Here is a 14941-nt window from a genome sequence, read left to right as displayed (position 1 = left end):
CATCATGTCCGAGTGACCAAGGCATCATGGTGTGACGTCGTCAAGGAAATGACGGACGGTGATCTCGTCAGGATTGAATCTGTCGGGCAGGCCCTCGAGGTTCATGACGATCGTCTTCCCCGGCCGCACATCAAGGGCCGAGACATCAGCGCGGGCGCCGGGCCACGGCGTCAGGACGCGGACGAAATAGGCGAACTTCGAGGCTGTCACCCAGACTTTCGCCGTCGTGGTTCCCGTCGGTGTCACCTCGACATCGAGATCGGAGTCGGGCAGAGCGAGGTCAGCTGTGCGCGTCAGGAAGAGTCGGTTGGCCGGCAGTATTGCCCCCTCAACCCACACGTAATGGCCGCCATTCACCGGCACCTGGGCACGCGGTACTGACCACACCATCTCTGACGTGGATGCCGGTACGGACACCCTGACCTCGTGCGTCTGCTCAACCGTGCCGTCAAATCCCTCGATGCTGACGGTCACGGTGTCGGTGACGCGAGTCGGCTGGACGTTGCTGACCCACAGTTCCAGGGCGTCGTCGGTCAGTCGCAGGATCGGCAGGGCCGGAGCGAAGGCCCGAGCCGCGGCGTAATAGCCCGGCTTGGCCCCCAGATCGTGATCGAGAAGGGACCAGGTCATCCCTGGCCACGGCTCATTGAGCTGCCAGACCAAGGTGCCGGCGCAGTGAGGCCAGCGACGTCGATAGTGCTCGATGCCGTACTTGAGTCCCTCAGCCTGCACCACCTGGGTGGAGGTGACATAGGACTGGACCGACGTCGGCTTGCCGACCTCGTACTCGATGAGGGCCATTTCCTTGGCCTTTGGGGTGTCCTTGTTGCGCGCGATGAGCGCCGGGTCGTCGAGCTTCAGGTGGTCCTTGCCGAGCCACCTCTCCAGGGTTGGCAGATCAGCGCTGGCGTGAATGCCGAACTCACTGATGAAGCGGCCGGTGTCGTGGCGATAGCGGTGGAAGTGCATGGCCTGGGCCGAGCTGGCGTAGTCCTCGTGGGTCCCGGCCCCGACATCGGCTCCGTGCCAGACCTCCCAGGCGTGACGATCGCCAGCCCCGGTGCCATTGACACGCGGGTCGGTGTCGGCGTCGGTGGCCGGGCTGTTGGACCAGTAACCCACGGTCGGGCTGTTGCGGCGAACGGCCTCAGGCAGGATCTCGTCAAAGATCTCCGATCCCCATCGACCGGGGTCCAGGTTGTTCCAGACCGCCTGGTGCATGGCCTGCACCTCGTTGCCGCCGGCCCACAGCGCAAGGCTCGGGTGATGTGCCAGACGACTGGTCTGGAAGTCGGCCTCGGTTCGTACCTCGGACATGAATTCCTGGTCGTCACAGGGGTAGTCGATGCAGGCGAACATGAAATCGTGCCAGACGAGGATGCCGTTCTCGTCGCAGGCATCCATGAAGGCGTCGGAGGCGTAGACCCCTCCGCCCCAGACGCGCACCATCGTCATTCCGCCGTTGCGGCAGGCACGTACGAGATCGCGATCCTGTTCCGGGGTCACCGAGCCCACCAGCATCGACTGTGGCACAAGGTTGGCGCCCCGGGCGAAGATCGGCACACCATTGAGGATGAAGCGGAAGTGACGAGCAGGTCCGTCGCACTCGGGGTCATCGGGGTCGGGGGAGTGATCCGCCTCGATCGTCCGGATGCCGGCGGCCCCAGTCTCGGTGGCGATGGTGTTGGCGTCCTTGTCGTGGGCGCTGACCTCGACGCGATACAACGACGGCTCGCCCAGGTCGTGGGTCCACCACAGCTGGGGATGCTCGATGTGCAGCTCGACCGTGGCCACTCCGTCATGGATGTGGGCGTGGCCGCCGGTACGCTCTCCGCTGGGCGATGTCAGGGAGACATCGACGCCGAGAGGCCGAGGGCCGTCGTGGTGGGTGACGGTCACGGTGGCCTTGACCCGGGCGGAATCCTCGGAGATGGAGACGGTCTCGAGGCGGTGCGTGAGCTCGACAGGAGCGCGTCGGACAAATTCGATCGTCCCCGTCAGACCAATGGAGGCAACGCGCGGGGCGAAGTCCCAACCCCAGGAGAACATCGCCTTGCGGCGGCGAGTCGCGGCCAGATTGAGGGTGAGGATCCCGGCTCCGGGCTCGGCGTCGAGCTCCTGAGGAGCTGCTGCGTCGAGGAAATCACTCACGGCGTTGACCATCGCCCGGGTGGCGGGCGGCTCGGTGAGACCGTCCAGCGGGGGAGCGAAGCGAATGAGGACCTCGGCCTGGTCCCCGTCAATGGCTGGAAGGACGGTTGAGAAGGGGCGGTACTGGCTGGCATGACGGCCGACATGCTCTCCGTTGACCCAGATGTCCGCGACCGTGTCGACTCCTGTCAGTGTCAGGACGAGGGGTTCGTCTCCGCTCGGCACGGGTAGCGTGCCGTGGTACCACCAGGCGCGGTCCTCGACCCAGCGACAGTCCTTCTCGTGGTTTCGCAGGTAGGGGTGATCAATCACGCCGGCCGCGATGAGACTTTCGTGGACTCCGCCCGGCACCACCGCGTCGATCCACTCGCAGGCCTCGGCAGTCAACTCGACTGGATCGACGACGCGCGGGTTGCTTGAGGTGAGCTGGAAGAGGGCACTCATGAGAACTCCTTTGTCGGCCCGAAGCACCTCTAAAACCTAGCACGGTTCAGTATTCATTGGTGGGTCAGGGGGAAGGCAATCTGTGTTTTCCCTCTATCGTTGGGGCCATGGCAGTGACGACGAAAACCTCGATTCGACGTGGACCATACGCCAAAGGGGTTGCTCGCAGGGCCGAGATCCTTGACGTCGCCCTGCGGCTCTATGGTGCAAGCTCCGGCGAACGACCCACCCTGGCAGCCATTGCCGCCGAGGTTGGTCTCACCGAGGCCGGCGTGCTGCACTATTTCGGGACGATGGACGAGCTCTTCGTCGCGATCTTGGAGGCTCGCGACGCTCACGCCGTCGACGCCGGTGCACTCACCGACCCCGACCACGTGTGGGCATACATGGCCGGGACCACGCGCACCCCGGGTTTGACCAAGCTCTTCGTCGACATGAGTGTGGCGGCCGCCGACCCCAACCATCCGGCCCATGCCTTCATGGAGAGGCACCGCCGACGGGTCCACGAGGTCGTCAGGATGGCCCTGGGGATTGACGATGAGCAGGCCGTGCGGCTGGCAGTCGCGGCAGCCGAGGGCCTGCAGATGAGGTGGATCCAGGAGAAGGACACCGACATCGCCGGGGATCTCGAGGCCTTGGCTCGGGTGCTCACCGGTGGATCACTGGTGCGCGCTGAGGAAGGTCTGCCCAAGGTTGGTGACGTGGAATCCCAGTGAGTTTCGCGCCTGGGCGTCGAAGGCGTGGTTGAGCATCGGCAGTTGCACGTGTTCGACGTCCACCCCGACCTGGCGAGCGCGGGCGACGAAATCTCGCAGGCTCGAGGGTGGAACGAAGGTGTCGTGGTTGCCTTGAATGACCATCGTCGGAGGAGCTTTGGGAGTGATCCAGGTAGAACTGTTGACGGCGCGGTAGCGGTCAGGGAATTGCTCCGGGGTGCCACCGGTGTACATCGTCGCGGCATTCCCTGCTCCCAGGGTGGTGACGGACTGGACGGCTGCGACATCCACCGTCGGGTAGAGAGCAAGCACTGACCTCGGGGCTCGCACTGGTCCACAGGAGCTCGTCAATGTCCCGCTCGCGACATCGTAGGCCAGATTGATGACCATCCCACCGCCGTGAATGTCGACCAGGACGGGGGCATTGTGGCGTCGAGGACGGTAGATCTGGGCAGTCTCGTCGGGCCCGGATCCGTAACGGACCGTCTCGTCAGGATGATCTGCCATCGATGACACCGCAGCTGCTGAGAAGACGTTGATCTCCCCGCCGACGCGATCCGTGATCCACGTCGTCGTCGCAGTCGCCGCCGTTGGCACGATGAGGGCCAGCACCGAGAACAGGACGGCCACCACCCGCAGACCACCTCGTGCCAGAAGGGCGAGGACGAGGGCAATGACGGCGATGGCGAGCGCCGGTACGGCCAACGAACCCACCAGGACGGAGGAGACGAAGGTCAGGGCATTGTGGGATGGCAGGATCGCGGCCACTGACCATGCCAGTACCGGAGGGGCCAGCACCAGACCGACGAGACCGGAGGCGATGCGTAGCCAGGAATGACGAGAGGTTTTCGAGCCTGCCGCGCGTCCACCGTACCCACGGGCCGCGGTCGGTAGGATCTTCGCGCAGGAGGGACCATGGCCATCAGGATCAGACAGGCGGCCGCGGGAGACGGTCACGCCGTCACGGAATGCATGAGGACGTGCTGGAAGGAATCCTTCCTCGAATACTCGCCATGGTGTCTGGACTGGTTTGACTCCCACCCCACTGGAGCTCGAGAGTCTCTATGTTCGTTCCCGCTTGCATGGCACGGGGCTGGGGCAAGCTCTCATGGACACCGCCAGCGGCGACTCACCAGCTTACGTCATGGTCTACCCCGACAACGCCCGGGCCAAGGCCTTCTACCGACGCAACGGATTCGCTCCGGACGGTTGTCTCGACGACCACCGGGATGAAGACCCGGCCTACCTCCTGGAGCGCTGGATTCGCTGAAAATCTGCTGGTTCTTGTTCGCGACAAGCTAGAATAGGTGGAATCTAACTATTTCCTGTGTCGATGCGCCACGGCGTCGTGGTGGAACCGACACAGGGTTGCCGGTCACGAAGGAGTGTCATGTCCAGAACACCACGACGGTGCAAGGTTGCTGCCCTTGCCTCAGCGCCGGTGGCCGCTGCCCTCGGCGCCTACGGATTCCTCAAGGGAGCGACGAAGTTCTATTCCAGCCAGGTCAACGGGACCCCTGAGCAGTACGAGATGACCCTTCCCGGCGACGACCTCGTCCCGGAGGGGTCGCCGCGATTCAAGCGTCTGACGCACGTGGAGGATCTCGACGCCCCCTGTGATGAGGTCTGGAAGCACGTCTACCAGCTCAACACCACCACGGCCGGGTTCTACTCGTTCACGTTCTTCGAGAAGATGTTCGGCCTGTCGGTCGACAACACCTTCATGGTCGAACAGGCATGGCAGGACCCGGACTACTACAAGCCCGGTGACATGTTCTGCTGGAGTTACGCTGGCTTCGGTGCCGAAGTCGCCGACATGGTTCCCGGCAAGTACTTGGTGTGGTTCGCCGACACCCGAGACGGCACTCGCACCCCCGGCGCAAGCTTCCTGTTGCCGCCCGGGATGCCGTGGAATCGCTGGAGCTGGGCCATCGCTCTGGAACCCCTCGACGGCGGCAACCGGACGCGAATCTATTCGCGGTGGAACGTCTCGGCCTCCGAGGAGTCCAGCCCGATCTCGGCCTTCCTCATGGATCTGGTCATGATGGACGGCGGCGGAATGATGAATCGTCGAATGTTCCAGGGGCTGGAGAAGGCTGCTGTCGGAACCGCCCGCAAGAACGTTTTCCTACGCGCCTACCAGCGCTTCATGGGCAAGTCCTATGGGACTGACGACGAGCTGCAATACCGCATTCCCTACCCCGAGATTCGTTGGTCTCGCGACTTCCCGCGGGTAGCTAGCGAGCGCGCCCCATTCACCGAGGATCCCAACTGGCCACCGGCCCCGGGGGAGGAGTACCACGCCGACATCGAGGGCAACAATGCCCACAACGGGTGGACCAAGGACACTCCGGCATCGAATGACGCCGAGGCCGAGCGCCGTGCCAAGGAACTGGCGGCACATCTCGATGAGATGGCTCGCGGTCGGCGAACCGCCCGCTGAGACCTCCCAACCCAACCACCGAAACTATTCACCACGTATTGACAAGGAAGAACGATGTCCGTCTCGAAGGATTCACGTATTGCCATCATCGGTGCCGGCCCGGCCGGACTGGCTGCCGGAATGTACCTCGAAAAGGCCGGATTCCACGACTACACGATCCTGGAACGAACCGACCACGTCGGCGGCAAGTGTCACTCACCGAACTACCGCGGTCGTCGTTATGAGATGGGGGCGATCATGGGCGTTCCCAGCTATGACACCACCCAAGAGATCATGGATCGCACCGGGGACAAGGTCGACGGACCAAAACTGCGTCGTGAGTTCCTGCGCGAGGACGGCGAGATCTACGTGCCGGAGAAGGATCCAGTGCGTGGTCCTCAGGTCATGGCCGCAGTGCAGAAGCTGGGAGAGCTCCTCGCGACGAAGTACCAGGGCTATGACGCCAACGGTCACTACAACAAGGTCCATGAGGATCTCATGCTGCCCTTCGACGAGTTCCTCGCCCTCAACGGGTGCGAGGCTGCTCGGGACCTGTGGATCAACCCCTTCACGGCCTTCGGCTACGGGCATTTCGACAACGTCCCGGCTGCCTATGTGCTGAAGTACCTCGACTTCATCACCATGATGTCGTTTGCCAAGGGAGACCTGTGGACGTGGGCTGACGGCACTCAGGCGATGTTCGAGCACCTCAACGCCACCTTGGATCACCCGGCCGAGCGCAACGTCGACATCACTCGCATCACCCGCGAGGACGGTAAGGTTCAAATCCACACCACTGACTGGGACCACGAGTTCGACGTCCTCGTCCTCACCGTCCCGTTGGAGAAATTCCTCGACTACTCCGACGCCGACGAGGACGAGCAGGAGTACTTCTCGAAGATCATCCATGAGCAGTACATGGTGGATGCCTGCCTGGTGAAGGAGTATCCGACCATCTCCGGGTACATCCCGGACAACATGAGGCCTGAACGCCTCGGCCACGTCATGGTCTACTACCACCGCTGGGCCGATGATCCGCACCAGATCATCACGACCTACCTGCTGCGCAACCATCCCGACTACGCGGACAAGACTCAGGAGGAGTGCCGCCAGATGGTCCTCGATGACATGGAGACTTTCGGTCACCCGGTTGAGAAGATCATTGAGGAGCAGACCTGGTACTACTTCCCGCACGTCAGCTCGGAGGACTATAAGGCCGGGTGGTACGAGAAGGTCGAGGGCATGCAGGGTCGCCGCAACACCTTCTACGCCGGAGAGATCATGAGCTTCGGCGATTTTGACGAGGTGTGCCACTACTCCAAGGACTTGGTGACCCGGTTCTTCGAGTGAGGTGAGAAGCTAGGTCGCGAGGTGACCAGAAGGGGGGTGGTGCCGGTCTCGGTGCCACCCCCCTGACCGTTGCGAATCGGGCCTCCTTGAGACCTCGGACCGATAGGATCAGGCCATGGATACGTCAGTCAATGTTGACACGTCGTCAAGATCGGCGCACGACTCGGCCACCGCTCCCGGTCGTTTCGTCGTCAGGGATGCTCATCGTGAGGACCTGCCTGAGGCTGCGGCTGTTCAAGCAGTGTGCTTCCGGGAGATTGGTCAGGGGGTGATCCCCAATGACATCCTCACCGAGGTTACTGGCCCCGGTATCGTCCACACCACGATTGAGCAGTGGAAGCAGTTCATGGACGACGGCGCGGTCTTCAAGATCCTTGTCGATCGCCTCGACATGAGGACCGTCGGAGTGGCGATGGCACGTATCTCCACCAGCCCGGATGCTCCCACCCCGTGGGAGGTTGCGACCCTTCACGTCCTTCCCGAAGCTCGTAACTGCGGTGCCTCGGACGATCTCCTCAACGCCTGCATCGGGCACCGCTCAGCCTACGTGTGGGTCTTCGCCGACAACGCCCGCGCGATCACGTTCTACGAGCGTCACGGGTTCCACGTCGACGACACCGATGGTGCGGTCGACGATTCGCTCGGTGGGGTGGAGCTCCAACGGCTCATCCGCGGGGACGTGATCGAAGCCGAATGACGGTCCACCTGGTTGCTGTAGGTCGTTGCCAGACACCCAACTCTGGGGGTCGCCGGTGGCACCGGACAGTGCAACGGCGTGGGCAGCCAGGGGGGCGAATTCGGCGCTGCACCGCCGTCCGGGGCGGTAGACCCCGACACGCCGACGATCGCGGGTTCCTCAGGTATGGGAGGAGAGTTTCGTGGTGTCGTCCTGGATGTGCAGGGCCACCTGCTTCAGCTTGTCCTCGTGAGCCCTGGCATGGTGGGCACAGAAGAGGAGCTCGCCACCATTGCGCAGTGTGATGCGCACGTAGGCCTGTGCGCCGCAACGATCACAACGGTCCGCAGTGGTGAGGGCGTGGTGCTCGATCATCGTGGTGCTCATGACAACCTCCTCCGGTTCATGCGTTCGGTCACCGTACTGAACAACGTACGTCATCGGCGGAATGTTCCCAGAAGTATCGCGGAATGGACCCCACGGGGGGCGGACATTTTCCGCAGAGCCCTGTCCGAGCCTGCCGATAGGCTATCTGCGTGACGATGGACAAGACCTCGACCTCATCATCCGGTGCTGCTGACGCCTCAGTCAGTATCGGAAACACCGTGCGCACGGCGTCGACGAGCCGCGAGTACGGCGCGAAGAACCTCTTGGTGCTCGAAGGTCTTGAGGCTGTCCGAAAACGTCCCGCCATGTACATCGGGTCGACGGACACCCGCGGCCTCATGCACTGTCTGTGGGAGATCTTCGACAACGGTGTGGACGAGGCCCTGGCCGGATTCGGGCGCCGTATCACCGTCACCTTGGAGAAGGGCGGGTCGATCCTCGTCACCGACGAGGGACGCGGTATTCCGGTCGACGTCGAGCCGAGGACTGGGCTGAGTGGTGTCGAGGTCGTCTACACCAAGCTCCATGCCGGCGGAAAGTTCGGTGGCGGCGCCTACGACGTCTCAGGTGGCCTTCACGGCGTGGGCGCATCGGTGGTCAACGCCGTCTCCTCCCGCCTGGACGTGGAGGTGGACCGTAAGTCCACCGTGTGGGGAATGAGTTTCCGACGCGGTGTCCCCGGCGTCTTTGACGGGGACGACCCCGATGCCCCCTTCACCCCCGAGTCCGGGGTGCGCAAGATTGGCAAGGCCAAGCGGGGAGCCACCGGTACCCGGGTGCGTTACTGGCCGGATCCTCAGATCTTTCTGCCCGATGCCAAGTTGTCGTGGTCCAAGCTTGCCGATCGCGCTCGTCAGACCGCTTTCCTCGTTCCTGGGCTGGAGATCGTCATCACCGACGAGCGCGGCATCCAGGCTGATCCGCAGACCGGCGATGTTCTCGAGACCGTCTCCGAGACGATGCGCTTCGACGGCGGCATCTCAGAGTTTGCCGAGTACCTTGCCAATGACCAGCCGATCAATGACGTCACGAGATTGCAGGGGGAGGCCTCCTTCACCGAGACCGTCCCGATGCTAGACCAGAATGGCGGCATGACGCCGACCGACGTCGACCGTGACCTCGAGGTGGACATCGCCGTGCGATGGGGGACTGGGTACGACACCACGGTGCGCTCCTTCGTCAACATCATCGCCACTCCCAAGGGCGGCACCCATGTTCAGGGATTTGAGCAGGGTCTGCTGCGGGCCTTCAACGCTGGTTTGGAGGGTACCCGCATCCTCAAGTCCTCCGAGGAGATCGTCAAGGACGACGTCCTGGAGGGTCTGACCGCTGTGGTGACGGTGAACCTGGCCGAGCCTCAGTTCGAGGGCCAGACCAAGGAGGTACTGGGCACTCCGCCAGTGCGTCGTCTGGTGGCTCGCATCGTCGAGCAGAGGATGACGGCCTTCCTGACCTCGTCCAAGGCTGCTGACAAACCGGTGGCACGCACCCTCATGGAGAAGGTCGTCAATGCCTCCCGGACTCGCGTCGCGGCCCGCGCCCACAAGGAGAACCAGCGTCGCAAAAACGCTTTGGAGTCCTCCCACCTGCCACCCAAGCTCAAGGACTGCCGCTCCTCAGATCCCGACATCACCGAGCTGTTCATCGTCGAGGGTGATTCGGCCCTGGGTACTGCCAATGTGGCCCGCAACTCCGAGCACCAGGCCCTGCTGCCGATCCGAGGCAAGATCCTCAATGTCCAGAAGGCTGACCTGGGCGCCATGCTCAAGAATCTGGAGTGTGCGTCGATCATCCAGGTGGTCGGGGCCGGATCGGGCAAGACCTTCGACCTCGACCAGGCCCGCTACGGCAAGGTCATCTTCATGGCGGACGCCGACTCCGATGGTGCCCATATTCGATGTTTGTTGGCCACCCTTTTCTTCCGGTACATGCGCCCGATGGTGGAGGCTGGACGGGTTTTCTCAGCCGTGCCGCCATTGCACCGGTTCGAGCTCATCAACCCCAAACGGGGGATGGACAAGTACCTGTATACGTACACCGACGCCGAGTACCAGCGCACTGCCGCTCAGCTCGCCAAGAAGGGAGTGCGATTCAAGGAACCGCAGCGGTACAAGGGCCTTGGTGAGATGGATGCGTCCCAGCTCAAGGAGACGACCATGGACCCGCGTCATCGCACCTTGCGTCGCATCACCGTTGACGATGCCGCTGAGGCCGAGGGCACGTTCGATGTCCTCATGGGCAACGACGTGGCCCCGCGAAAGCAGTTCATCGTCGAGGGGGCCTACCGTCTCGACGCCGAACAGATTGACGCCTGAGTGTCCCTGAACCTTCTTGGAAAGGGGCCGGCCCCTCCGTCATACCCGGTTCCGGTCGGACTTGGTTGAAGTCTCAAGGCGCTGGGCGAATCCGTTCGTTTACGTACTGTTCGCTCGACGTCGATAAACTCCACAACCATGAGTCACACCGACGTGCCGGCTGATCAACGCAAACGCGTCTTCGCCTGGGCCATGTGGGATCCGGGCACTCAGCCTTTCGCATCGGTCATCACCACCTTCGTCTTTGCCGTCTACCTCGTGGGCGACGCCTTCGGGTCGAAGGACACCACTGTGACGGCCCTGTCGTGGACGATGAGCCTTGCCGGCCTGGCGATCGCCTTGCTGGCGCCGATCGTCGGTCAATGGGCAGACAGACGAGGACGCCAGGTGACAGTCCTGAAATGGCTCACCTGGACCCTGGCCGTGATGTCCGGACTGTTGTTCCTCGTCAAGCCCCATCCGTCCTACCTCGTCCTGGGACTGGTGTTGTTGGGAGTCGGCACGGTCATCTCGGATGTCGGCAGCTCGCTGTACAACGGCATGCTTGACGACGTCGCGGAGCCCAGCAAGGTCGGTCGCATCTCCGGTCTGGGATGGGGCATGGGATACCTGGGCGGCATCATTGCCCTGCTCATCATTTACATCGCCTGGATCAAGCCGGGGGTCGGCTGGTTCGGGGTCACGAGCCACGAAGGCATGAACATCCGTGTGGCGATGTTGTTCTGCGCCATCTGGATCCTGGTGCTGACCCTACCCACCTTCCTCATCCTGCGTGACAACCCACGTCCGGTGGACCGATCCGAGCCCAGACTACGAGGATTCCGTGCGCTGGGCCATGCCTACGCCGAATTGTGGCGCAGTGTGGTGAGAATCTGGCACATCAGCCGCAACACCATCATCTTCCTCATCGCCTCGGCACTGTTCCGCGACGGCCTCAACGGCGTCTTCCAGTTCGGTGGCCCGCTGGCCCGGCAGACCTTCGGATTCAGTGCTGCCGACGTCCTCATCTTCGGCATCGTGGCCAACCTGGTTGCCGGTGTCTCGACCATTCTGATGGGACGTCTGGACGACCGAATTGGACCCAAATATCTCATCGTCTTCTCTCTGGTCGTGTTGTCTGCCTGCGGCGTTGGCATATTCATCGGCCACAACGGTTCGGCCATGGTCTTCTGGGTGCTTGGGCTCATGATGTGTGGCTTCGTCGGCCCTGCCCAGTCGGCCTCGCGAAGCCTCCTCGCCCGGATTTGCCCACCGGGATGCCAAGGAGAGGTCTTCGGCCTCTACGCCACCACGGGCAAAGCGGTGTCCTTCCTGGCACCAGCCCTGTTCGGTCTCTTCGTCACGATGGGACACGCCATCACGGGAGGCGACAATAACCAGTACTGGGGAATCATCGGCATCGTCCTGGTACTCGTCGTCGGTCTGGTAGCGATGATCCCGGTCAGCACCGCCGAACCCGAGGACACGTGAGTGGCCCAGGTATTGCGGTTCAGGTGAACCGGAACATCTGGATGGAGCACCATCCTGGGACCGACTGGGATCAACAGACCCGCTCGAGTCGCCCGGTCATGACGTCATGGACCATGCGCACCTCAGCGGCTACCAGCGAGCCCCAATGCAGAGTCTCGACGCCGTGACGCAGGCCGGCCATCTGACGATCTCGCCCCTTAGAGTTGCCCGTCCCCGGCATGTCTGCCAGGTCGAAGGATCCGGCACAGCGAGCATTGTCATCACTCAGGGTGTCGACCAGGTCATTGCGTCCCGATCAGCTGAACAGATCCGGTCCTGATTCGTCATCGTGGTCAGTTCTGGCACGGCGATGACGTCGGTGCGGCCTGGACTCCTCCGAGCCCTCCCCGAGCGTCGACTCCGGGGCAGGGATGAGAGCTCCGTCCGTATGTGGGGTCCCCTCATCCTCGACGTCGGTGGATCCGAGATCCTCGTCGACCGTGTCCGCGACAAGCGGTTCGGGGTCGAGTGGTTCCGCGGGTTGGGCCACGTCGTCCCCATCATGGTTGCGGGTGCCGACGGCCAGAATGGGCTGGAGCCCTTGATCCCCGGAAGCGTCGCGACGCATGGTCGGCCCCGGTAGTGTGACAGGAACGCCGGATGCCGCACATGCCACGGCAGGGCCAGGACCAATCCAGGCCAGCACCAGGGCCCTTTCACCCTTGAGGAAGCGCTGACACCTCATGCCGCCGGTCGCGCGGCCCTTGGGCGGGTACTGGTCAAGGGGGGTCACTTTGACCGAACCGGGTTCCGTACCGGCGGCAGCGGGGGAGGAGGCCGCAACCGTCACGACCGAGGAACCATGGCTGGGGGCCGCTCCGAAGAAGATGACCGGGTCCTTGGCCCTGATACCGGCCACGCCGCCACCGGAACGCCCCTGGGGGCGCACTGTCGAGGCGGGGAAGTGGAGCAGGGAGGCGCCCTCGGTGACGAAGCACAGCTCAAGGTGTTCGTCGTCCAGCTCAACGGCTCCGACGACCTCGTCGCCGTCCTTGAGTCCGATGACCTCCCAGAAGTCCTTGCCGAGCAGCTCAGGATTGACCCGCTTGACGATGCCGTTGCGGGTTCCCAGGGCCAGGGATGGGCCGTCACCGGAAAGGCTCGTCACCGCCAGGGCCTTTTCCCCCGTCTCCAACCCGACGAGGTCTGCCAACGGGGTGCCGCCGGCCACCGACGGGGCGGTGGCGGTCATGGGCAGACTGGCCAGCTCGATGGCGTGTGTCCTGATGAGTCGACCCGCGCTGGTGATGATGCCGAAATCACCACGAGCCGTGGTGCGTGCACGGGAGATGATGACGTCGTGGCTCGCTCTGTCGCCGACACCGGGAAGGTCGTCGTCGGTGTCAATGCGGGCCAGCAGACCGGTGGCCGACAGCAGCACCCAGCAGGGGCTGTCGGGGACCTCCAACGGGGCGGAGGCTGCAGCGACTGCAGGGGCCGCCCCCAGCAGCACGGTGCGACGAGGGGTGCCGTACTTGGCGGACACCTCGGCCAGGTCCTCCGAGACGACTCGGCGTAGTTCGGACGCGTCATTGACGATGAGGGTCAGTCCCTCGATGCGCTCGCGCAGCTCGTCACGCTCGGACTCCAACTCGATCGTCGAGAACTTGGTGAGTCGACGAAGCTGCATGTCGAGGATGTAATTGGCCTGTACCTCGTCGAGGTTGAACGTCTCCATGAGCCGGATGCGGGCCGTCCCCGCGTCGTCGGAGGATCGGATGATGGCGATGACGTCATCGATGTCGACAATGGCCAGCAGCAGCCCCTCGACCAGGTGCAGCCGGTCCTTGGCCTTGTTGAGCTGGAAGGTGGTACGTCGCAGCGTGACCTCGAGGCGATGGTCGAGGTAGACCTGCAGCATCTCGTGCAGGCCGAGGGTTCGCGGTTGTCCCTCGACCAGGCTGACGGCGTTGATGGCGAAGGAGTCCTCGAGTTTGGTGAGCTTGTACAGTCGCTCCAGCAGGGCTTCGGGATTGATACCGTTCTTGACCTCGATCACCAGACGGGTGCCGTTGGTCAGGTCGGTGAGGTCCTTGACGTCGGAGATGCCGGTGATCTTCTTGGACTGCACCAAGGTCTTGATCTGGTCGATGATGCGTTCCGGGCCGACCATGTACGGCAGCTCGGTGACGACGATGCCGCGGCGTCGTGGGGAGATCTTCTCGATGCGTGCCGTGGCGCGGATCTTGAAGGAGCCCCTGCCGGTGCGGTAGGCATCAGCGATGCCGTCGAGGCCGATGATCCGCCCTCCGGTGGGCAGGTCGGGCCCCGGCACAAAGCGCATGATCTCCTCGAGATCGGCGTCCGGGTGGTCGAGCATGTGACGCAGGGCCGCGACGACCTCGACGAGGTTGTGGGGCGGGATGTTGGTGGCCATTCCCACCGCGATGCCCGACGCCCCGTTGACGAGCAGATTGGGGAAGGCGGCCGGCAGAACCGACGGTTCGGTCTCCTTGCCGTCATAGTTGGGTTCGAAGTCGACGGTGTCCTCGTCGAGCCCGTCAATCATGGTGAGGGCGGGGGGAGCCATCCGACACTCGGTGTAACGCATGGCGGCCGGTCCGGCGTCCAGGGATCCGAAGTTACCGTGCCCGTCGACGAGGGGGAGTCGCATGGCCCAAGGCTGGGCGGTGCGCACGAGGGCATCGTAGATGGCGGCGTCGCCGTGGGGGTGGAGCTGGCCCATCACCTGACCGACGACACGGGCCGATTTCACATGGGCGCGATCGGGGCGAACCCCCATGTCACCCATGGTGTAGAGGATGCGACGCTGAACGGGTTTGAGGCCGTCACGGGCATCCGGCAGGGCACGAGAGTAGATGACGGAGTAGGCGTACTCCAGAAAGCTGTTCTCCATCTCGCGGGAGACGTCGACGTCGATGATGTTCTCAGTGAAGTCGTCGACCACCGTCTTCTTGACCATCGTGATACCTCCCTAGCAGCGCACGCTAACGACCTATTTTGGTCGATT

At 63.4% G+C, this 14941-nt stretch carries 12 protein-coding genes and 1 pseudogene; 8 read left to right on the top strand and 5 right to left on the bottom strand.

Going from position 1 to position 14941, the window contains the following annotated elements; translation table 11 throughout:
- Positions 1–24 precede the first annotated feature (24 nt).
- Positions 25–2595 (bottom strand): glycoside hydrolase family 2 protein, encoded by a 2571-nt coding sequence (locus ACUCCZ_RS05730; RefSeq protein ID WP_435916642.1) that lies wholly within the window; start codon positions 2593–2595, stop codon positions 25–27.
- A 107-nt stretch (positions 2596–2702) separates the two neighbouring features.
- Here ACUCCZ_RS05730 and ACUCCZ_RS05725 point away from each other — a divergent pair, with 107 nt between their 5' ends.
- Positions 2703–3311 (top strand): TetR/AcrR family transcriptional regulator, encoded by a 609-nt coding sequence (locus ACUCCZ_RS05725; protein ID WP_435916641.1) that lies wholly within the window; start codon positions 2703–2705, stop codon positions 3309–3311.
- Here the strand turns inward: ACUCCZ_RS05725 and ACUCCZ_RS05720 are convergent.
- On the bottom strand, positions 3255–4208 hold the full coding sequence (locus tag ACUCCZ_RS05720; RefSeq protein WP_435917020.1) for an alpha/beta hydrolase family protein: 954 nt from the start codon (positions 4206–4208) through the stop codon (positions 3255–3257). The genes ACUCCZ_RS05725 and ACUCCZ_RS05720 overlap by 57 nt on opposite strands.
- 133 nt (positions 4209–4341) lie before the next feature.
- Here ACUCCZ_RS05720 and ACUCCZ_RS05715 point away from each other — a divergent pair, with 133 nt between their 5' ends.
- The 5 genes and pseudogenes from ACUCCZ_RS05715 (at position 4342) to ACUCCZ_RS05695 (ending at position 7780) form a co-directional block, all read left to right on the top strand.
- Positions 4342–4581, top strand: coding sequence for a GNAT family N-acetyltransferase (locus ACUCCZ_RS05715; protein WP_435916640.1), 240 nt, complete (start codon positions 4342–4344; stop codon positions 4579–4581).
- Positions 4582–4701: 120 nt separating this feature from the next.
- Positions 4702–5483: pseudogene (locus tag ACUCCZ_RS05710) on the top strand (hypothetical protein).
- Positions 5461–5754: a hypothetical protein gene (locus tag ACUCCZ_RS05705; RefSeq protein ID WP_069101449.1), complete on the top strand. Its 294-nt coding sequence runs from the start codon at positions 5461–5463 to the stop codon at positions 5752–5754. Before ACUCCZ_RS05710 ends, ACUCCZ_RS05705 begins: the two are co-directional and overlap by 23 nt.
- Before the next feature lie 54 nt (positions 5755–5808).
- On the top strand, positions 5809–7083 hold the full coding sequence (locus ACUCCZ_RS05700; RefSeq protein WP_435916639.1) for an FAD-dependent oxidoreductase: 1275 nt from the start codon (positions 5809–5811) through the stop codon (positions 7081–7083).
- A 115-nt stretch (positions 7084–7198) separates the two neighbouring features.
- Positions 7199–7780 (top strand): GNAT family N-acetyltransferase, encoded by a 582-nt coding sequence (locus ACUCCZ_RS05695; protein ID WP_435916638.1) that lies wholly within the window; start codon positions 7199–7201, stop codon positions 7778–7780.
- 159 nt (positions 7781–7939) lie between these two features.
- Here the strand turns inward: ACUCCZ_RS05695 and ACUCCZ_RS05690 are convergent, their stop codons facing one another.
- Complete coding sequence (locus tag ACUCCZ_RS05690) at positions 7940–8146, bottom strand: DUF7455 domain-containing protein (protein WP_016667527.1); 207 nt, start codon at positions 8144–8146, stop codon at positions 7940–7942.
- Between the two features lie 155 nt (positions 8147–8301).
- Between ACUCCZ_RS05690 and ACUCCZ_RS05685 the strand changes: the two genes are divergently transcribed.
- Positions 8302–10461: a DNA gyrase/topoisomerase IV subunit B gene (locus ACUCCZ_RS05685; RefSeq protein ID WP_435917019.1), complete on the top strand. Its 2160-nt coding sequence runs from the start codon at positions 8302–8304 to the stop codon at positions 10459–10461.
- A 138-nt stretch (positions 10462–10599) separates the two neighbouring features.
- On the top strand, positions 10600–11931 hold the full coding sequence (locus ACUCCZ_RS05680; RefSeq protein ID WP_435916637.1) for an MFS transporter: 1332 nt from the start codon (positions 10600–10602) through the stop codon (positions 11929–11931).
- 70 nt (positions 11932–12001) lie between these two features.
- Here ACUCCZ_RS05680 and ACUCCZ_RS05675 read toward each other — a convergent pair whose 3' ends face one another.
- A complete protein-coding gene (locus ACUCCZ_RS05675) occupies positions 12002–12151 on the bottom strand; it encodes a hypothetical protein (protein WP_435916636.1) in 150 nt (49 codons plus the stop codon).
- Between the two features lie 75 nt (positions 12152–12226).
- The gene (locus ACUCCZ_RS05670) at positions 12227–14893 is read right to left on the bottom strand and encodes a DNA gyrase/topoisomerase IV subunit A (RefSeq protein WP_435916635.1); all 2667 of its coding nucleotides are present in this window, start codon (positions 14891–14893) and stop codon (positions 12227–12229) included.
- Positions 14894–14941 lie beyond the last annotated feature (48 nt).

The sequence above is a fragment of the Cutibacterium nasicola genome, assembly GCF_052654715.2.
Note: the sequence above shows the minus strand (reverse complement) of the source record. Positions and strands in the feature narration are given on the sequence as shown.